At 43.1% G+C, this 21,471-nt stretch carries 17 protein-coding genes; 4 read left to right on the plus strand and 13 right to left on the minus strand.

The features are described from left to right. Positions 1–193: 193 nt before the first annotated feature. From BXO88_RS11080 to yaaA, 6 genes are all read right to left on the minus strand, one after another. Positions 194–943, minus strand: coding sequence for a hypothetical protein (locus BXO88_RS11080; RefSeq protein WP_078037798.1), 750 nt, complete (start codon positions 941–943; stop codon positions 194–196). 137 nt (positions 944–1,080) lie between these two features. Further along, positions 1,081–2,304 (minus strand): HAD family hydrolase, encoded by a 1,224-nt coding sequence (locus BXO88_RS11085; RefSeq protein ID WP_078037799.1) that lies wholly within the window; start codon positions 2,302–2,304, stop codon positions 1,081–1,083. 100 nt (positions 2,305–2,404) lie between these two features. Further along, a complete protein-coding gene (locus BXO88_RS11090; protein ID WP_242945210.1) occupies positions 2,405–4,480 on the minus strand; it encodes an EAL domain-containing protein in 2,076 nt (691 codons plus the stop codon). Positions 4,481–4,993: 513 nt separating this feature from the next. Next, positions 4,994–6,253 (minus strand): 6-phosphofructokinase, encoded by a 1,260-nt coding sequence (locus tag BXO88_RS11095; protein WP_078037800.1) that lies wholly within the window; start codon positions 6,251–6,253, stop codon positions 4,994–4,996. A gap of 164 nt (positions 6,254–6,417) precedes the next feature. Then, positions 6,418–7,284, minus strand: coding sequence for a hypothetical protein (locus tag BXO88_RS11100; protein WP_139355576.1), 867 nt, complete (start codon positions 7,282–7,284; stop codon positions 6,418–6,420). 161 nt (positions 7,285–7,445) lie between these two features. Continuing rightward, positions 7,446–8,189 carry a peroxide stress protein YaaA gene (gene yaaA / locus BXO88_RS11105; RefSeq protein ID WP_078037802.1) on the minus strand — a complete coding sequence of 248 codons (744 nt, stop codon included), beginning with the start codon at positions 8,187–8,189 and terminating at the stop codon, positions 7,446–7,448. A 575-nt stretch (positions 8,190–8,764) separates the two neighbouring features. Here yaaA and BXO88_RS16970 point away from each other — a divergent pair. Both BXO88_RS16970 and BXO88_RS11110 read left to right on the plus strand, forming a co-directional pair. Continuing rightward, positions 8,765–8,893: a hypothetical protein gene (locus BXO88_RS16970; RefSeq protein WP_256363674.1), complete on the plus strand. Its 129-nt coding sequence runs from the start codon at positions 8,765–8,767 to the stop codon at positions 8,891–8,893. Positions 8,894–8,934: 41 nt separating this feature from the next. Next, positions 8,935–9,339, plus strand: coding sequence for a hypothetical protein (locus tag BXO88_RS11110; protein ID WP_078037803.1), 405 nt, complete (start codon positions 8,935–8,937; stop codon positions 9,337–9,339). 59 nt (positions 9,340–9,398) lie between these two features. Here the strand turns inward: BXO88_RS11110 and bcp are convergent, their stop codons facing one another. The 4 genes from bcp to BXO88_RS11130 form a co-directional block, all read right to left on the minus strand. Continuing rightward, positions 9,399–9,857 carry a thioredoxin-dependent thiol peroxidase gene (gene bcp, locus BXO88_RS11115; protein WP_078037804.1) on the minus strand — a complete coding sequence of 153 codons (459 nt, stop codon included), beginning with the start codon at positions 9,855–9,857 and terminating at the stop codon, positions 9,399–9,401. Between the two features lie 130 nt (positions 9,858–9,987). After that, positions 9,988–12,033, minus strand: a complete 2,046-nt coding sequence (locus BXO88_RS11120) for an ATP-binding protein (protein ID WP_078037805.1) — start codon at positions 12,031–12,033, stop codon at positions 9,988–9,990. Between the two features lie 4 nt (positions 12,034–12,037). Further along, positions 12,038–12,724: a response regulator transcription factor gene (locus BXO88_RS11125; protein WP_078037806.1), complete on the minus strand. Its 687-nt coding sequence runs from the start codon at positions 12,722–12,724 to the stop codon at positions 12,038–12,040. A gap of 81 nt (positions 12,725–12,805) precedes the next feature. Then, entirely contained in the window at positions 12,806–14,107 is a 1,302-nt protein-coding gene (locus BXO88_RS11130; protein ID WP_044994722.1) for a CitMHS family transporter, read from the minus strand. Positions 14,108–14,447: 340 nt separating this feature from the next. On the opposite strand from BXO88_RS11130, the gene BXO88_RS11135 reads away from it, so the two are divergent. Further along, positions 14,448–15,116, plus strand: coding sequence for an NAD(P)H-hydrate epimerase (locus tag BXO88_RS11135; protein WP_078037807.1), 669 nt, complete (start codon positions 14,448–14,450; stop codon positions 15,114–15,116). Between the two features lie 183 nt (positions 15,117–15,299). Here the strand turns inward: BXO88_RS11135 and BXO88_RS11140 are convergent, their stop codons facing one another. From BXO88_RS11140 to BXO88_RS11150, 3 genes are all read right to left on the minus strand, one after another. Further along, positions 15,300–17,819 carry a family 78 glycoside hydrolase catalytic domain gene (locus tag BXO88_RS11140; protein ID WP_078037867.1) on the minus strand — a complete coding sequence of 840 codons (2,520 nt, stop codon included), beginning with the start codon at positions 17,817–17,819 and terminating at the stop codon, positions 15,300–15,302. A 64-nt stretch (positions 17,820–17,883) separates the two neighbouring features. Beyond that, positions 17,884–19,263, minus strand: a complete 1,380-nt coding sequence (locus BXO88_RS11145) for an MFS transporter (RefSeq protein ID WP_078037808.1) — start codon at positions 19,261–19,263, stop codon at positions 17,884–17,886. A 159-nt stretch (positions 19,264–19,422) separates the two neighbouring features. Beyond that, positions 19,423–20,427, minus strand: coding sequence for an AraC family transcriptional regulator (locus BXO88_RS11150; RefSeq protein WP_078037809.1), 1,005 nt, complete (start codon positions 20,425–20,427; stop codon positions 19,423–19,425). A gap of 148 nt (positions 20,428–20,575) precedes the next feature. On the opposite strand from BXO88_RS11150, the gene BXO88_RS11155 reads away from it, so the two are divergent. Next, complete coding sequence (locus BXO88_RS11155) at positions 20,576–21,439, plus strand: YitT family protein (protein ID WP_078037810.1); 864 nt, start codon at positions 20,576–20,578, stop codon at positions 21,437–21,439. Positions 21,440–21,471: the final 32 nt, after the last annotated feature.

Below are 21,471 nucleotides of genomic sequence, written 5' to 3' on the forward strand. Positions count from 1 at the left end.
CTGGCGGTAGGGAACTTTTTGATTTTTTACTGTCCGCTTGACGGGTAGCATACCAATTGCTCTCTAACAACTACACTTTTATGCTGCAAAAAAGTTCCGACATCTCTGTCAGAACTCTTCAACTGATCGCTATACTTTTATATTTTTGCGTTCCTCACGCAATGATAATACTTAAAAATGATACAGTGCTGTGTCACCTTTTCTTAGTAGGCTTTATCTCCTTCACGAGGCTTTTCATCTGTCTCGCTATAGCATATGGATCGAACTGTTCTTCCTCATCCTTTATGGTATCCCGGAGATAATCCAACAGTCCTTTCACAGTCATTACATCATTCCGGGAATCCGGGTTGTTCAACACCGCATCTCTGCTGGTAAATACTCCTTTTATTTCCAAAGGTATTTCCTTCATACCCGCCTTGTCCATAGCATCACGCACCAGACTGTACTGAACCTCATCCATAATCACAGGACTCTGAATGGAAACATCCCGGTAGTTAATATGCTGATTCCAGTCCTTTTTCCCTCTGCCTTCATTTATCACTCCGGCATAACCAAAGCAGTTGATTCCATAAACCTTAGATCCGGTCACCAGAAAACACATGATGGATGCGATCTTTCCGTCATTATCAACTGTACCCGGATAAACGAGTCCCAGTTTGTTCCTACGTGCAAAGATCAGAAGTGTGGAAAGAAGCTGCATCATTTCATTGGGCTTTCCGTTAAACAGATGCCTCTCCTTTCTTTTTGCTCCGCTCCTTATCCTCTTCTCCTCTTCAAGAGCATCATAATGCCTCTTTCGTCCTGTGAACAGAGAAAGGACATATTCTCCGTAACTCATACCCTGTCTTGATGCCATAACTGGCACTAGAAAAATCAGGACAAGCGCCATAATGAGTGGAAAAATCGTTTTGAAGCTAAGATCCATATTCATAAATGTATCCATACTTAATCACCTGTATTCTTTTAATCTGTCTCACATATCCTCGTATCGTATCATATGAAATGAGGGGCAAATGCACTGCCCCTCACTCATTCAAGCGTACCATACGCATCTATATTTGTCATTTACAAAAAAGAATTTCAGCCTGCCGCATCCACCACAGTAATCTTCTTCATGACTCCGTCACCGTATATCGTTGTCCAGTCATTCTTCATGGATACAGGGATCCAGTTGTGTTCCATACACATTTTATTCATTTCTTCAGCGTTTTTCAGGTTTCCGTTCTCACGCTCTGTATCATCACAACAAAGCATGAATGCAAGACTTTCGTACTGGTTTCCCGTTATGACATACTCTGCCATACTTGCGTCTCCTGTACTGTTACCAAAGGAGAGAACAGGTTGTATGCCTATCTCCCGGACAATAGCCTTTACCTTGTTCAGCTGGATATTGTCCGTTAATACATCGCCGCCTGTGATGAGCTTGTCCGAAGATACAAAATTATAGTCCTTCGCCCCCTTATCTCCCTGTCCGCTGGCAATCAGATCTCTGTCAGAGCCTATGATATGTGAATCAGGAACATTTACCGGTGAACCGTGTACCAGCGATCTGACCATGTATCTATCGGTTCCGCTGACTATGTACACGGTAAAATCATTGGCCTCCAGATAATTTACCACCTGAATCATGGGCAGATACCATCCGTCTCCCCGGAGCAAGCCTTCATAATCCGGCATCGGAAACGTCTTGAATGCCTGTACATAATTATCATACTCTTCCAATGTAACGCCCGAAAAGGCCGAACCTATACACTTGCTGACATCCATATCGAGATTTTCATAGGCCTTTCCTGTCTCAATATGCTTAAAGAGCTTATCTGCTGTCTGCTTTTCAAATTTACTCGCTCTGTCTTTATAACCCTCATCCTCAAGGATACGATGCAGCAACAAAGAATGAGAAAAATAGGTAGGATCTGTCTCGCAGAAAAGCGTTCCGTCAAGGTCAAAAACCGCTATACGTCTGTCCACAGGAATAAAACTGCTGTTACTTTCGTCTGTGACTCTCTCTACATATGAGATGAGCTGCTGTTTTAAAGGCGCTGAATTTTCCCAGTAAGTAAGCATTTTTACACCGGAGATATCAGTATTTTCCGCTTCAGCCACCGATTCAGATGCATTGACATCGGCAACTTCTACCGAAGTCTCAGGAACAGTTTCTGTCACTGCTGCCTGAGAAGCCTCCTCTTTTGCGAGATTTATTTTTGTGTTAATCACTGTATACATCGCAACGCACAGTGCCACAGTGATAGCGATCAGCACCACCGCGATATAGCTCCAAATCACCGATACTTGTTTCTTACCCAATTTCATTTACTCCTTACTGTTGTTTCATTTTAGATGAAAGCGTCAAAAGAATTTGCTGCACGCTTATAGCATCACCACACATTCGTGTGGCGCGTACGCATCATTTTAACTTTTCGAATTCTTCTGTCGGCATAGGCTTATAGAAATAGAAGCCCTGCATTTCTTTGCATCCGAGGGAATGCAGAAATTCCGCCTGTTCAGCTTCCTCTACGCCTTCCGCAATAAGCTTCATTCCAAGTGAGCGGACCATCCTTATCATATAGCGTACGATGATCCTGCTTTTTTCCATATCTCCTTTTCCCTCAAGAAAGTGAAGATCAAGTTTGATACGATCTACAGGGATCTCTTTAAGCATATGAAGGGATGAGTAACCGCTGCCGAAATCATCCATTTCCACCATGAACCCAGCGTCCTCAAGCCTCTTTGTGGTATCGGCAAGGATCTCTCCCTCTTCCACATAGGCAGTTTCGGTTATCTCTATCCTCAGCTGATCCGGTTGAAGCTCATATCTGCTTATCAGATCACAGAAATGTTTAACGATATCAAAATCACCCCTGATATCTTTCCTTGACAGATTCACCGACACAGATCTTCTTATTCCCTGATCATTCCAGCGTTTAAGATCCTTACAGACAGTTTCCCACACATAAGAGTCCAGGTCAAATATATATCCAGCTTCTTCCAGCACCGGTATGAATTCACCAGGAGAGATCCAGCCAAGCTTTGAATGATTCCATCTGCAGAGTGCCTCTGCCCCTATAACTGTCCTTGTAGCATAATCAACCTGAGGATGATACCAGACCTTCAGTTCTCCGGACGTAAGCGCCTGAGAAAAGCAGCTGACGATATCAGAAGTTCTTTTACCTTTTTCCCATTGTCTGGGATTATAGAACTCATATCCCTCTCTTCCGCTCTCTTTAACTCTTTTTTCTGCCACTCTGGCAAAATCCAGCATATGATCCACATCTATCTTCTGGTAGTCAGCAGGAGTCAGCACATAAATACCGCTGCAGATCTGAACACTCTGATCCTTTCCTCGATTTACGAAGAAGTTTTTAACAGAGTTTAAGACATTATTCTCGTCCTCAATAAACTTTTCTTCTCCACGTATCTCTCTGAGAACAACAAAATGGTCTCCTTCTATGCGCCCTATAGCTTCATTTTCTCCAAGCACTTTAAGTGAGGTTTCTGCCCAGAACCTGAGCAGCTCATCTCCGGCCTCCATACCGAAACTATCATTTATAAATTTAAAATTCCTTATGTTGTTATAGGATATAAAATACGGGATATCCGGATGTGCCTGTAAAATTTCCTCTACTCGTTTCCTGAACCCCTTGAGACTCCATACTCCGGTCAGTGCATCATAATCGATCAGCTGACGCATCTTTTCTTCCTGTTCCAGATGAATGGCATGCTGCTTCATCACAAAGATTATAAGCAAAGAAATGATAAGAAGTACAGCTAAACCTAAAACCAGTCCGTATTCATACAGATAATCATAAAAATCGTACTTGTAAAGTCTACGGGATGTATAATCCAGAACTATAGCCTGTACCTGAGTGTCCTTCATCTCAGCTATTCCGGCATTTAGCCTGTCTATGATTTCCCTGCCTTTTAAATCGTCCAATGTTCCTGCACGAAAGTCCATGGAGAACATGGCCGATGGCTGCACCGAAAGATTGGAATAAGATGGTTTCTGCAATATATAGCTCCATACATATGAGTTATGCAGTAATGCATCGACCTCTCCATCATGAAGCGCCTGTACACACTGCGCCATATTCTGATAAAGAGTTATCTCCATTCCCGGATATAGCTGATGTACCGTCTCAGCACCTCCGCTAAGAGACTTCAGCATTCCGACTTTCGCCGCATTTAAAGGAGGAAATCTTCTTTTTTCTTCTGTCACGAGTGTGAATGGAGTCTGAATCAAATTATCCGTTACTATGGAGGCTGCTCCCGATGCACTGGTTATGGCACTTCCAAACGGCATAACGATATCATACTCTTTATTATCCAGCGCCGCCTTCAGAGTCTCTTCTTTTATCTCTGTAAGCTCTACTCTATACCCTGCATTTCTGGCCGAAAGACTGATGAGATCCGCACCTATTCCTGTTATTTCCCCTGTTTCCATATCACGATAGAACACAGGACACCTGTCTGTAGGCACTCCCACTTTCAACAGAACCCCTTCCTCATTTATATCTGCTGCCGACGTCGCTGAGACAAAGCACAACACAGCCAGCAGAATAAAGAAAAAAGATATAATGGATTTTTTTGTTTTATTTCTGTCTTTCAAAATATCTCTCAACCTTTCAAAAACTAAATCTATGCTGCAATTTGAACACTAACGTGTGTGCTCCGCATCATTTATGTGAGACACAGACTTTTGTCTCTCACAGATAATGGACTCTAAAAACAGAGTAAATGAAACGATGGTCCCACCCTCCTCTCTATATTTGTCGGCTTTTACTTATATAAAATAAAGGCTCAGCTGACCTAAAAGTTCGGTTTCGCGTTTTTCGTCTTGCGCTCACCGGTACAAGATGAAAAACGCAAAAAAGAGATCCACATCAGATGATGTGAATCTCTCAGAATCAGAAAAAAATCGAATCGCCAGCCTGCTGCACTTCCGTAAACTCTCACCGGTCAAGACAGCATCTGCATATTAAGATGTGTGTGTCAAAAATCACAGCAGTTCCTGATATCCCGGCACGAAGAGGTGTCTCGGAATACCGTCAACCATGATAGGTGCAACGTCGCCCTGGATCAGCGGTCTTACGTAGGTTATGAACTCATTTGTAACATAAGTACCATCCTCTGTTATCCACTCTCTCGGAACCAGACGCTCATCATTTGCGATCTTATGTACGTCCTTAACCTCAGTTCCTGCCTGATAAGGATCATCGGAAAGTCTTCTGATAACGACCATCTGTCCGCTGTCGCCTTCATCAGCCGCCTTCATGGCTGCACCGCCTACCTCGTAAGCTTCAAGGATATCTACACGTGATGCACAGTGGCTGGCTGCTCTCTGGAGAGTTGAAAGCTCTATGGATCTGGTCTTGCAACCGATCTCCTTAGAAAGAACTGTGCAGAGATATCTGGCTGTTCCGGTAAGCTGCTTATGTCCGAACGCATCTACATATTCAGTTGTGTTTCCGAGCGCACTTATATATGTTCCGTCCTTAGTGTGTATCCCCTCTGAAACAGCGATAACAACTGATCTCTTTTTCTTCAGGAGCTCTCTGCATTTTTCAACGAAAAGCTCTACATCGAAATCGAGCTCAGGAAGATAGATAGCGTCAGGTCCGTCACAGTCCTCGCCCTTTGAAAGCGCTGCTGCACCGGTAAGCCATCCCGCATTACGTCCCATGATCTCAACGACGATGATCTGTCCGTTCTTTGTCTCCAGACTCCATCCGTCTCTGATGATCTCCTTTACAGATGTTCCGATATACTTCGCAGCCGAGCCATATCCCGGTGTGTGATCTGTCAATGCGAGATCATTGTCAATAGTCTTCGGACATCCGACAAAACGGATCTCTGAGCCTGTGATGATAGCGTAATCCGAAAGCTTCTTGATGGTATCCATGGAATCATTTCCACCGATATAGATGAAGCAGTCGATCTCCAGCTCATCCAGGATCTGGAAAATCTTCTCATAAACTTCCTTGTCTTCACTGATGTTAGGAAGCTTATATCGGCATGATCCGAGATATGCGGACGGTGTTCTCTTCAAAAGCTCTGCATCAAGTCCTGTCTGTATATGCTCTGAAAGATCGATGTAACGACCTTCCAAAAGTCCCTGTACACCATGAAGCATTCCATAGACCTTTTTATAGCCTCTGTCCTTTGCAGTTCTGAACACACCTGCCAGTGATGAGTTGATAGCTGCTGTCGGTCCTCCGGACTGACCTACTATGACATTACGCTTCTCTCTTTTGCCCATAATAGTACCCCTCCTTAAAATGTCTAATATTGTATATTATACCATACATAGACATTGTGAGCATAAATTTAAGGAGAAAGACAAAATATTTAAAGGGCAGAAAAAATGAGCGGCAAAGACCTTTGCCGCTCACATCATCTATTTTTCAGGACCGCCCCCAACCGTTATTCAAATCTGGCCATAGCAATCTCAGAATATTTATCGCTGTAATTGATGGCATTCGTAAACTTGCAAAGAGTCACTTCAAAGTTATCGAGACCATCTGCTATTTTGTAATATCTGTCAAAGAAACCGGACAGATTGAAATCGTAGCCGGCTATACTATAGTCTTCCTTATCTGCATATACACTTATAGTGCACTTATAATTACCGATCTCATCTTTATTCAAACCAAAAGCTTCGGGTTGTAATCCCATGATACTAAGGGCATCTTCTATTCCGATGAGACAGTTAACACTATACAGCTCTTCTCCGCCCTTATCGACCACACTGACCTCACTGTTATCGATGTCTGCTTTATCAAGTATCATCTTGAGCTCACTGTTAACTATGTCGGAAGGTTCAGTTTCACTACGTCCGTTTTCCCAGTCTACAGTGTTAAGATCGGCCTTGGTTCCTACAACTTCTTTTGTATGTGTAACCTTGTCGCTGAGTATATACTCAACCACATGCCCCTCTTTATCTATATCGTTCAAAGATGTATATATATCTTTACTAATGTAGGCATTGCCATCATGCAGTTTTCTGGTTCTGTACTTGATGACCTTATGCTTTCCATCGTCCTTTGTATATTCAAGCTCCAGGGCTTCATCCTGGGTCATAAGCTCTGCTTCGTCATCCAAAGCAGTCTTTACCTTCAGCAGAATGTCATCCGATCTTTCAGAATCATATATCTTGCTTCCTGCTGTGACCGGCTCTATTTTTTCAAATGCACTATCGGAGGAACCGGTAAATCTGTTTATGACTCCGCAGCCACTCAAACTTGCCCCCAGTAACGAAACTATAATAACCTTCGATATAACCCTTCTCATCTTCTACCACCTATGTTTTATCCTGCTGAAAGCCCAAATCGAAAACTTATATTTTCTCTTAAATTTTGAACTTTTAGCGTAACAATGAGTGATTATAATCGATGTGCCAAACTTTTGACAATGGGTTATTTTTACCTTGATTGCAAAAAATAATGCTTATCTTATCCTTTTAAAAATATGTATTCATTATCTCCTGACAGTTCTTCCGAGAACTTATATCCACTCCAGTTGAATCCCTTTATGTCATCCCCGGTTTCTGCATTTACCGATGCCATATATCGTACCATCTCACCACGAGCCATCTTGGCATATACACCTTTTTGTACCACCTTCCCGTTTTCAGGTTCTCCAAAGATGCAGGTGATGAATCTGTCCTCAGGCGTCAGATATTTCTCTATACATTTTGAATATTCTCTGGATGCAAGGTTAATGATGAGACGACTTTCATCTATGACTGCTTTGTAAAGACTTTCTCCCCAATAGTCATAGAGATCTTTGAAGTCATCAACCCGTGCCCTCGTCTGCATTTCCAAACGGTATGGTGTGACTCCGTCAAAAGGTCTCAGAACTCCGTAAAATCCCGAAAGTATTCTGAGATGCGATTCGACATAATCATTCTGGCCATCCTCAAATACAGCCGGAGCCATGTACTGATACTGGATACCGTCATAGGAAAGAAGCGCCGGAGTTAGATTTTCACGAAGATTCATCTCTTTAAATCGAAGTTCATTCTGCTCGGCGATCCTGTCATTACACTTCCACAGGTTCTTCTTTTCTTCGTAGCTTAACTTCTGTATCCACTCCTTTATATGCTCTGCCTTATCAAGATATTCAGGAAGGTCCCTTGCTTCCATTATATCGCTGGCATCCCGCATCTTTTTTGCCGGGGATATGATGATCTTCATATATACTCCGTTCTGTCTGTACAAAACTATTTTGAAAAATATTACCTATTAATCTAAAATATAAATGTAATTTACAAGGTGAGTTCAAATAAGGATTTATCCGAAATTACATTTGTCCGCATTGTGCGGTTAATTAAGATCTGGCGAAAGTCAGATCTTTTTTATTTTTTGAAATTTTTAAATAATATTTTTATATTTTCAATCACAATGAAAATATTTGCCATTATTATATATCGTTTTGCTACGACAATCCAACCAGCAAAGTATGCAAAGAATAGACTGTATAATTATTTATTTTTCTGATACTTGATTACATGTTCATTTAGATTTACTTCAAAAATCCTGCACTTATTAAAATGACACTGCGATATAGTCTTATATTAGACTATATGAAAACCGACCCTTTTTTGATATCATTCTTCCGTAGACAGATTTTTGTACAATAATCGTGAAACTTATGTCCTATAGGATTATTCTGTTATCCTAGGTATATTTCTGAAAAATGAATTAAATCAACTCATAGATAATTCTATATGGATATCCCCAATGTTATAGTAAATATACGGAGTTAAAAATTGAACACATACAAGGATGTAGAAACTATAGTTCCATCCGGAACTGATCTCGACAAAATCGTTGACGGACTGGATCTATTTGATGACGATCTTATGACACTTGTTTTCACGGATAAGATTCCTATGTGATTTTCATATACAGATATGATAAATTTAGTGCAGGACTTCCGATGTACCGAATAGAAAGAAAGGTGCTTGACACAAACGAGAATTTTAATGATGGTTCACACATAGTTTATGTCAACGGAAAATACAAAGGGCACGACAAAATCGGTAAATTGATCGAGGATTTTCACGCCAAGTCATCAACAGAAATGCACTTTAATGAACTGGCAAGTGGTCTCAGACATTTTAAAGAGACAAAGAAAGGACGGGGTATCATGTGTGAGAAAGTTCAAAGATACGCAAAAAAATATGCAGAGCAATATGCGCTGGATTGCAAAATTCAGGATATCATAAATCTGATGGAAAATGAGAAATGGACCGTTGAAAGAGCACTCTCTGCATTGGGAGTAAAAGGAAAAGACCGAGAATACATCATTAAAAAACTTCAGGAAGTTATAGTACTTACATAAACCACAAAAGCCGGGATCAGAATCTGACCCGGCTTTTTTATTATCGCTGTCCTCAGTTGTCATTCGCTTAACGACTTGAACATCTGCATCGGATTCTCCGCAGCCTTTACCTTATCGAAGGTCTTTTCGATGATTCCTTCTTCATTAATTAGATAAGTAGAGCGGACTATGCCCATATATGTTTTACCGTAATTCTTTTTTTCCTTCCATACATCGTAGGCCTGAATGACCTTTAACTCCGTATCTGAAAGAAGTGTAAACGGAAGACCGTACTTTTCCTCAAACTTTTTATGAGATGCCACGGAGTCCTTACTTACTCCCAGAACCACAGCTCCCTTCTCACGAAACTGCGGATACAGTTCACCAAATGCGCATGCCTGCTTCGTGCATCCCGAAGTCATATCCTTGGGATAAAAATATAAGATGACCTTTTGCCCCCTGTAATCTGTCAGTGAACGCATCTCTCCGTTCTGATCCGGTAATGTAAACTCCGGTGCCTTTGTTCCTATCTCCAGCATAGTTCCCCTCCTTATCATTTATTGATATCAGCACTTAATCGAAAATTTATATGTACGATTATACTTGAAATAGCACATAACGTACAATCAATGCATCTCCATCGTGTCACTGATAAACGTCTGCATCAGTTTATGACAGTTTATCCAGCTCCGATAGCAGCTTATCCTTCATGATGATCCTGTCAATGATCCTGTTGTTCACATACCACTGAAGATCCGCGTCATCGCTCCCTGACGCGAGAATCAGGCAGATATCAGGGTTAAGTCTTCTGACGATCTCCAGAAACTCTATGCCGTTCATACTGTCCAGAGTGTAGCTTACGACAAGGATATCACAGCACTTCGGATCCTTCTGAAGTCTGGAAAGAAGCTGCATTTCCTCGGTCGTAAAGGATATCTCCATGCTCTTCTGAAGGGTCTCACTGTTTCTGGTACGGGACTTCACCTCCTGCTCAAGTTCATCCAGGAATTGTTTATCGTTATCAATATAAACCAGCTTTCTTATTCCTTCAGCCTTCTTTTCTTTAGCCTTACTAATCTCAGGGAAGAAAAGTGAAAAAACCGTACCGCCCCCCTGTTCACTTTCAACACTGATGCTTCCCCCGAGTGAATGCATGATATTTCTCACCACAGATAGACCAAGTCCTGTTCCGTGATGGGATCCCTTTGTTGTATAGAAGGGTTCAAAGATACGATTCTTCGCGTCCTTTGAAATTCCCACACCGGTATCGGAAACTGTCAGTACAGCACCTTCCCCGGTCCGCTTCAGAACTATATCCAGTTTCTTTCGCTCACTCTTTTCCATGGCCTGAAAAGCGTTTTTGCAGAGATTCATAAGTATATGCTGCATCATGCCGTCTCTGGCTAGTACAGTCATATCCTGAGACATTATTTTAGAAGAAAACTCTATCTTTTTCGGCGTCAGTCTTTTTATGACTTCCACCGCAGCCTCTGTATCAGTCCTCAGGTTTACAGGTCCGAGATCCGCCCCTGAATCCTGTCTCGAAAAGTCCAAAAGCTCCCTCGATAATGAAGCTGCTCTGTCTGTTGACTGAAGTATCTCCCCTGCCATCTTTTTTCCACGCTCTCCGGTCTCCGGATCATTCTCCAGAAGCTCCGCGTATACCATTACAGGTGTCAGATAGTTGTTGAACTCATGGGCGATATGGCTCGCCATCATGCCGAGGGACTCTATCCTCTGATAATGTCTCAGTTCGTCCTTCTGTCTCGCCACCTCTTCCATTCCCTGATTTATTTCTCTCAGGTACTTGATCTCATTTTTCTGAGACTCGGATCGCATACGGGTACGGTTTATCAGGATCACTACTGCTGCAACAATAAAAAAATACACGCCTGTTAATGTCAGGATAACTGCCAGCATATCCGAGAGAGGTTCATCCAGCTCATTCATGGGTAGAGTAGAATTAACTATCCATCGTTCCTCCAGTATGTCTACAGTCGTGAAGGCAACGATACGCTTTATCGGGGCGATGTCAGGATCATCCCATACAAAGGTATCGATGACGCTCATGCCCTTATCATTGTTTCTCTGAAGATTCAGCCAGTCTTCAAGACTGGACAGATCAAGCTCCGGATACTGTTCCTTTCTGTCATAGATGGCATCCATACCTATCTGGTTTTTGGCATGATGCATGATGATGGCGAGGTTTTTGTCCTTGACTACAGAGTAGCCTCCATTACCTATCTTCACCGGGGCCACTATACGACGATATATCACATTGAGATCCATCAGAAACATTAGTCTGAAGATGCCATCCACGGTCTCCACATCTTTATTTATTTCAAGTACATACCAGCCGCTGCCGGAAAGATGTTTTCCGCTTATCACAGCATCCCCGGCCTCAGTTCCCTCACTTACGGTTATTGAATCAAAGACGGTACTGTTCTTTTCCTGATATTCTCTGACTGAATTTTCCAGCTGCTTTGCCGATGGGATCTCATTGCCCGAAAAGAAATAATCGATCTTTGTCAGTTCACTGATTATCGTGTTGTTCAGACTCTCTCCAATGGTCTCCGCCATGGCCAGAAGCTGTTTCTGCTCCGAGCGTATAAGCTTTTCCCGGTAAACTCTGTAGCTGTAAATGTCTACAAACACCACACAGATGGATAAAAGCACCAACAGCAGGATGTTCAGGGATTCCTTATGTTTGCCCATGACTCTACTCCCCGTCAAATCTGTAGCCTATTCCGCGGATGGTCTTAAGATATACAGGATTCTTCGGGTCATCCTCTATCTTGTCCCTTATTCTTTTGATGTAAACCATGATGGTGTTGTCATCCACCGCAGCTTCGTTCCACACATGCTGATACAGCTGCTCCTTGGTGAATACCTGTCCCGGGTGCTCCATGAAGAATCTGAACAGGGTCAGCTCTCTTCCTGTAAGATTAAGCTCACGACCGTTCTTAAAACATTCCATACGGAGAGTATCTGCCACAAAGGGGCCTCTTCTTATCTCCTGAACCTGAACACTGTATTCACGGGTACGTCTGATAAGTGCCTTTGCATTCTGGATAAGCACACTTATACGGAATGGTTTCGTCAGGTAGCTGTCGGCACCGAATCCAAGACCCAGTACCTGGTCCACTTCATCAGACTTTCCGGAAAGCATCATCACAGGAGTGTGGTCACCCGAAGCTCTCATTTTCTGAAGTACCGTATATCCGCTAACATCAGGCATCATAACATCAAGGATCACGAGGCTGTAATGCTTCTTTTCCAGCATCTGAAGTGCCTCTCCTCCGTCTGCCGCCTCGTCCACATCTATTCCTTCTCCCATAAAGCCCGCCTGTATCGCCTGTCTGATAGGAGCTTCGTCATCAACTACAAGTATTGTTTCTTTTGCCATAGTTTCTACCTGTTTCTTTTTTTCTCACTATATCATATATATGCAAAAACGGCACCTTTCGGTGCCGCGGGGAAACTCTCCTTAGAGAGGTATGATGCCAAAGATGATGCCAAGGAGCAACATCAACAGACTGATCACATAATACAGGGGGATTGAAAACTTCATATGATCCTTCAGTTCGGTGTTTGTCAGTCCGATAGCCAGGAATGTTGCCGGAACAAGAGGACTTACCATCAGCGCGATGTTCTTTCCGATGACCATGGTAAGAGCTGTGCTGAGGGACGCTACACCGTATGTTTCACCAACCTGCATAACCAGTGGCATGATACCGTAGAAATATGCATCTGTACCAACGCAAAGACCGAGAGGCAGTGCCAGAATACCGAAGATGATATGAATGAATCTTCCGAGAGCTGAAGGAATGATTCCCATGATGGCATTGGCCATCTCTGTAAGCATTCCGGTTCCATCGAAGATACCTACCATGGCTCCTGCTGCAAAAAGTGTTGCAGAGATGATAAGAGCTGCCGGAGCATGCTTCTTGATGAGCTTGTCCTGAAGCTTCTGATCAGGATAGTTCACTGCAAGTAAGATACAGAGTGCCACAAGGAAAACAACATAGCTTGTTGCAAGACCTGCTGAAAGTATAGCAATTACGCCGACTGTAAGGATGAGGTTAAAGATAAGGAACGGGTTTGACTTTCTTAATGCATCAGCCTCTGCTGCTGCCTTCTCATCAACCTCAACAGCCTCGCCCTTACCGGCACCTGCACCGTGCTTCATGGCGTACATTCCGAGAAGAACACCAAGCGCGATATTGATAACGAAACCTGCCACCTGGATAGGGATGAGGATGTGCCATAATTCATTGGCATCCATCTGAAGAACAGTTGCTGCTCTTGCTGTAGGTCCTCCCCATGGAAGAAGATTCATAACACCCATACATGCTCCTGTGATGCACAGAAGGATCTTCGGGTCGATATTCATTTTTTTGTAGATTGGATAGAGTGACGGAATAGTAATGAGAACAGTTGTTGCTGTTGTTCCGTCGAGGTGGGCGATAGTAGCTACAAGTGCTGTGGCTACTGTGATTGCGATAACATTGTTCCCTGCCTTCTTAACGAGCCAGTTAACTATAACGTCAAAGAGACCTGTGTCGGAAAGAACTCCGAAATAGATAACCGAGAAAATGAACAGGATACCGTTGCTTGTTGTGGTTTTGATTCCTTCTTTGATGAAATCTGCAATATCAAGCGGGCTGTATCCTAAGATCAGCGCTGCTATCACCGGAACGACTGCCAGTACGACTATCGGTGACATCTTGCCCTTCAAGAGAAGCGCAACGATTGCGATTATCATCAGAAAACCGATTAATGCGACCATAATTAATTCTCCCTTCAAAACTTTGTTCGCTTATATGTACAATCTTAATCGCCCTACCTTAAATGAATATGACTCCAGTCTTACAGATCTGTAAGATTGGAGTTATTCGCAATCCTTGAGCTTTAATCGATAAAGTCTTCTGATTCTCCTCTCCGGTTTAAAAAAAATGATATAATAATAGACCGGTACTATCTGAGAGTCTCAGTGTACCAGTCTGTATCCCTGTATTTAATGCAATCTATCAACTTCAGATAAATCTCTATTCATTTATAAAAAAATATAGTATAACTCACCTTATTTCATATAATAGTATTTGACTCTTAAAGATAAGGAGCATATTATGTCCGAAATAATAACAGGAACTGTCGCAAAAAAGGCAGATCAGATAGCCATGCAGGAAATGGGATTTAAGTCCCTTGATCTTATGGAGACCGCAAGCTCCAAGGTCGCCATATATGTGAACCGGCACTATACTTACGCCCGGGAGGCCCGCATACTGGTGCTGGCGGGAGTAGGCAACAACGGAGCCGACGCTGTAGCTGTGGCAAGAATGCTGAAGGAAACAGGGTACGATCCTGTGGTTTGGGTCATAGGAAGCATCGAAAAAGCAAGCTGGGAATTTCTTTATCAGATGTTCCACTATCAGCAGCTTCTGGGAAGAGCAGTGATCTACAGGGAGGGTGACGATCTCCCGGACTCAGACATTTGCATTGACGGCATCTTCGGGATAGGTCTTCACCGCCCAGTCTACGGCATCTACAAGAGCTTTATGGATGAGGCCAATGCTCACAAACACGGCATCACCATAGCCATCGATGCGCCATCAGGCATCGATACAGACTCCGGCGAGCTCATGGGGGCCGGGATAAAAGCTGACGTAACGATAACTTTCGGAAGAAACAAAACAGGTCTCGTGACCGGCGCCGGAAAAGAGTACAGCGGAAAGATTTTCGTTGAAGATATCGGAATACCTGATGAAGCATATGAGAGAGCTAAGGCAGTTATTTAGCCTCACTGGTTGCTATTATGCAATTTACTATTTCTTCCATGATTTATATTGAGCGCAGTTAAACGAAAGTATATTGATTTATGGTTACAAAAATCCGGGAGATTTCAACTCCCGGATTTTTCTATTCCGTTTTGGTTAAGGTAACCTAACACTATCTGTCAGCATCAAGACACCATATTATATTTATTCAAAATGCCATTTTCCGGAGCCGACTTTCACTGTTTCAGCTCCGCCCGGCAGCACAACTGTTGCTTCCGTGTTTGAAGGCACTTCTATATCGAGAGAGAAAACATCATTCTCCCTTTTCCATGAGCTCACTATAAGACCATAGGGCGACTCGAAGGATGCCTCAGCGCTGTCGATTCCTTTTATGGGGCGTGGTGCAATTCTGAACTTCTTATATCCCGGAGCATCAGGCTGAATACCTGCAAGCTTCTCATACATCCATGAACCTATAGAGCCATAAGCGTAATGATTCAGGCTGTTCATTCCCGACTCATCAAAACTGCCATCAGGTTTCACGGAATTCCATCTCTCCCAGATTGTGGTTGCCCCCATCTTCACGGAATAAAGCCAGGACGGAAAATCATCGTTCAAAAGAAGAACTCCCGCAAGCTCATGAAGCCCGTTATCAGACAGCGCATGGCAGATATATGGCGTGCCCACGAAACCTGTAGTCAGATGGTTATTATGCCTTTTGATGTTTTCCTCCAGGGAAGAAGCGATCTTTTTCCTGTGTTCTTCCTTTATAAGATCGAACTGAAGGGCAAGCACCAATCCTGTCTGAGTCTCGCTGACCAGTCTTCCGTTCTTTGTTATATATTCATCCTGAAAGAGCCTTACTATCCTGTCATGAAGTTCAAGATATTTCCGGTGATCATCGTCTTTACCCAGTACCTCTGCCGCTCTGCTCACAAGCATCGCAGAATATGCGTAGAAAGCATTGGCAACAAAATATATATCTGTTGCCCCAACTCTGTCCGAGCATTCCTCCTTGTCAAGAGCCAGCCAGTCCGCATACTGGAAACCGTACTGCCAGAGCCCGTTCTCCCGGTTTGTGTGTGCAGTGATGTAGTCTACATAGTCCCTCATGCTGTCATACTGCTCTTCCAGTATCCTCTTATCTCCGTAGACCTGATACATGGTCCAGGGAATGATGGTTGCCGCATCGCACCAGGCTGCTGCAGCATCCTTATCTCCCCAGATGTTCGGAACCACATGGGGCGGACCAAACTCCATGGTCTGTTCACTCCTGAGATCATGAAGCCACTTGGTGAAGAACAGGGCTGTATTCATATTGAAGGAGGCTGTTTTACAGAAGACCTGTGCATCTCCGGTCCAGCCCATACGCTCATCACGCTGAGGACAGTCCGTCGGAATATCAACGAAGTTACTTCTTTCTCCCCACTGAATATTGCTCTGTAGTCTGTTAATGTCTTCGTCGGAGCATCTGAAGCTTCCAGTCTCATCCATGTCGGTATGAAGTACAACGGCTGTGAAGTCCTCGGGGTGGATCTCATCCATTCCCTCAACAGCAATGAACCTGAATCCATGATATGTGAAATGAGGTCTGAATACCTGCTCAGTTCCGTCACAGATAAACTCATCCATAGCTCTGGCAGCGCGAAGATTTTCAGAGTAAAAATTTCCGTTTTTGTCCAGAGTTTCTCCATGGCGAAGAGTTATCTTCTGCCCCTTTGTTCCCTGGACCTTGAACTCCACAAAGCCTGCCATATTCTGTCCGAAGTCAAGGACCTTTTCTCCCTTTGGTGTTACCAGATATCTCTTACAGGGTATCCTTTTTACTTTCTTTACGTATTCGTCTTCCTGTGCCACAAGGATACTTTTGCTGTGCTGAAGAACCTCTGCTTTTCCATGACTTACAGGCTTACAATTGCTGTCTATGACTTCACCCATATATATCTGGCTAAAGCGTATGGTATGTTCAAAAACATCCCAACTGCTGTCAGTGCATATGACCTCACTGCTTCCGTCCTCATAGTCCAGATGAAGCTCTGCTATTGCAGCTGTCCTGTCTCCGTAGAGACAAGGCTTTGACTCCACCCCGTATGGTCCTTTGTACCATCCGTCGGCAATGGTGATCTCACAGTCACAAAAACCTCCGACTATCATTTCAGTAACATCATAGGTCTGATACTGGATACGCTTATGGTAATTAGTCCAGCCGGGTGTGAGATAAGCATCCCCTACCCTTTTTCCGTTTAAACTCATCTCATATATTCCGAGTGCGGATGCGTAGATCCTTGCGCGGACTATTTGGGGCGAAACATTGAACCTGCGGGCAAATACAGGACAGGCTGTACCTTCATAGGTCACAGGAGCTGTTATCCATTTTGCCTTCATATTTTGAGGCTCCATAAGACCGGTCTCAAAATATGTTACGGCTTCACCTTTCTCCGAATGGTTGTCTGTTACGGCGATATCAACTCTGTATAACGTACATTCCCGTAAGGCTTCTCCCTCATATCTTATATGTATCGATTCATCCGAAAGAACTTCTCCCGTATCAAAGACAACTCCCTTTTCTTCTTTAAATGGTGTAAGTTCGGTGACCCTGATATGATAAGCTCTCTGTACAGTGTTTTTTTCCGCGCTTTCTATCTTCCACGAAAAACGGGGACTTTCAATGTCTATTCCCAGGGGTTCGTGTCTGTACTCCACCCTTACATCATAAATCTTCATATTGATCTCCATTCCTCCCGGATCGATGGCACAAATAATACCGAAATCCCATTTTTCACTCTATTCAGCCTTCCACACTACGATTTTCTTCACGCTTCTTGTTATCGAGAATTATCTGCGCGAAGTTCTTATCAAGATTGTAGAAGAACATGATGAACAGCATTACCACTGTCATGACAAGGGGGATATATACCGAGCAGGCAGTTATGGATAAAACCGCGGTTCTGCTCTGAACCAGTGTGTCAGCATTGTACCCGCTCCACTCGATGAGCCAGCCAACAACGGAACTTCCCAGTCCGTTTCCTATCTTAGCCGCAAATGACATTACTGCAAAAGCACTTCCTACGATTCTCACATTTGTCTTCCAGAGTCCGTATTCAACTGTATCCGCAAGCATACCGAGTATCTCGGATGTTGCAAGACCATATCCTACACCATAAAGAAGTCCGCAGAAGATCTGAACATCAGGTCTTGGACCCGCCAGGGCACGGATCAGGAACCCCGCTATAAGGATCACATTACCTATTCTGAAGGTGTTGCCCTTACCGAATTTTTTTACAAAAAATGCAGCTGATATAGTTGCCACGATCTGTGGCATGGCAGTCATATTCATGATGGAAGTCATATAATCTGTGCTTCCCAGAACGCCCTTACAGTAGTAAAGAAGGGAAGTTGAATATATGCCGTTGAAAAACATGATGAGCACATAAGAAAGGCCGACCATGAGCCAGTATTTATTTTTAAGAAGATTTTTTACGATGACCTTTACCGGAAGCGGATTCTCCATCTGCTCCTGAGTCTCTGTAACACGTTCACGAACTCCTGAATAACAGATAAGCAGGAACAAAAGACCTATCATACCGATAAGTGTAATTCCCAAATGCCATGCTCTTTCACCGGAACCGAACATATCGATGATCTTAAGTGCATATGATCCCACAAGATTTGTTCCCACCATGGCACCCACCATACCGAAGATTCCGAGAATTCCCGTTTCATAGGAATTCTTTGTGATGAGGCTGTTCATGGAATTGTAGGCTGTGTTTACAACCGTTCCGAAGACAGCATTGGCAAGATTGTACATTACAAAGATGTAAATGTACTTAACCATATCGCTTGCAACTGATGGCACGAAAAATATTCCGATGACCGAAAGTATATAAGGAACAGCACCTCGCAGAAGCCACACCCTTGCCTTTCCTTTTTTGGAATGTGTACGGTCTACAACACATCCCATAAATATATCTGTGACACCGTCAAACACCCTGGAAATCAGCATGATGGTTGCTATCATACCGGCATTGATATGCAGTATATCCTTATAGTAGTACATCATGTACATACTGATGATAGCAAGACCTATACAGTTACCGATATTTCCGCAGGTATAGCTCAGCCTTTCGGGAACGCTGATCTTTGCATCAACGGACAAATCCCTTTTCATTAAACTTTTCTCCTCCAAGTAGTAGTACAAAACAATCCACCTTTCTCCCTTTTCTACAGGTCTTTTTTTGTCCCGGAACTTGATGGAGATACTATAATGGATTATCCAAGGAGAAAAAATGTATTATATTGCGCTATTGATATACAATGTTGCGGAGCTTCATTCCTTACGGTGCTCCTTCCTGTATTCCTTTGGAGTCTTCCCAAAGCGTTTTTTGAACAGATGATAAAAGTAGTTTGAATTTTCCACTCCCACTATGCAGCCTATTTTATTCACAGGTATGTCTGTTGTTTCAAGCAGTTCCTTTGCCTTTCTGGTGCGGAGCCGTATGAGGTACTCCTGAGGCGTGACACCCATATACTTTCGGAAAACACGTATCAGCTGAAACTTGCTGATGCCTACAAATTCCGCCAGCTGGTCAAGACTCAGCAAATGCATATAATTGTTATTCATGTAGCAGATAAGGTACTTCATGTCCTCGGGAAGATCATTATCGCCATTCTCAAACTCTTCTGCATTTACTATCAGGGACATGATGATACCTTCCAGTTTATATGATATAAGAAGATCCCTGCATCTGCTGAAGGTTTCATAGCTGCTTATAAGGTTCTCCATACTCCTCATGAACTCGGTTTCGGAGGAGGGAATAAACTTTACCTTATTCAGATTTGCGTATTCGCTGTATAAAAGTCCTGCCATACCACCGTTGAAATGCAGATCCCAATGCACCCATTCCTTTCCAACGGTCTCATATCTGTGTGGTATATTGCAGTCAATAAGGAAGCCTTCTCCCTTTTCAAGAGTATAGGCCTTTCCCTTGTACTGAAGCTTTCCTTTTCCTCTGACCGTGTACATAAGGAGGTAGGAATTCAGATTCCTTCTCTCTGTATAATAATGCTCAAGCACTGAAAAAATGGAAAATGACTCTATGTAAAGAAGCTTATCCTCAACCTCTTTTGATGCAGGATAGTAAGGAACCATCCTGACCTTTCCGTTAAGATAGAAGCTGCCGTTATTCAGGAACCTGTAATACGAGTCTTCGATATTGTCGTAAAAATCACTCGCATCTCCTTCATTCAGCTCGAAGGGAAATATATTTCTGTAGTTTGCAGATGACACAGGCGGTGTATATACCTGTTTTATAAAATAAATATGTTCAAACATCGGATTTCCTCATATCATAAGCCCGTAAGGCAGAATAGGCATGTGTATGTATCTTTCTAAAATTGCTATATACGATTATACTTTAATCAGGTCAAATCGAAAAATCATACCGATTGAACCTGATATTTAACAGAGGGGAGTACCATAGATGCCGAGAAATAAATTCAAAAACAAACCACACTTATATGATATCTATTGCTTCATAATGCTGACCATAGGTTCCATCATAGCAGCTTTTTCCATTGAAGATTTCCTTGCTCCCAACAGGATCTTCGACGGCGGCATAGTCGGCGTTTCAATGATAACAGCGAATTTCACAGGCTTCAAACTCAGTATCCTGACCTGGCTTCTCAATGCTCCGTTTTTACTGCTGGGCTGGAAGAAAAGAGGTACGGTTTTTGTTGTGCGTGCCATTTATGCCATGACTGTATTTGCCGTGGCAGTCGGTTTTTTCGAAACGACTCCTGCCATCACTCAGGATCATCTTCTGGCAGTCACTTTCGGAGGTCTTATTTTAGGAGTCGGTGTGGGAATCATACTTCGATATGGAGGATGCCTTGACGGAACGGAAATCGTTGCTTCTATCCTGAGTCCGAAGCTTCATCTACCCATCGGTCGTCAGGTGCTGTTTTTCAATATCGTTCTGTACATGATAATAGGCTTTATCTACGGATGGAACAGAGGGCTTTATTCCATACTCACCTATGTGCTGGTCTCAGTTGTCATGACGAAGGTAGAAGAAGGCTTCGATGCCGAACGCGGCTGTCTTATATTCACTCATGATGACGTGGATGCTATAAAAAACAGGATATATGCTGAACTTGGCCGTACCTGCACGGTGTGGAACACCGAAGGATACATTGGCGGAGAAAACAAAGCGCTCTATGTAGTTATAAGCAGATATGAGCTCCGCCAGCTTAGAGAGATCCTTTCAAATTACAACTGCTTTGTAACTGTCAGCAGCATAGAGGAAATCATCGGAAAACATGTCAAGATGATACTCAAAGACTAAATGACAATTGGTGAGTTCGCAAATTGCCGCAC

This window comes from Oribacterium sp. C9 (assembly GCF_002007235.1).
Lineage (GTDB): Bacteria > Bacillota > Clostridia > Lachnospirales > Lachnospiraceae > Oribacterium.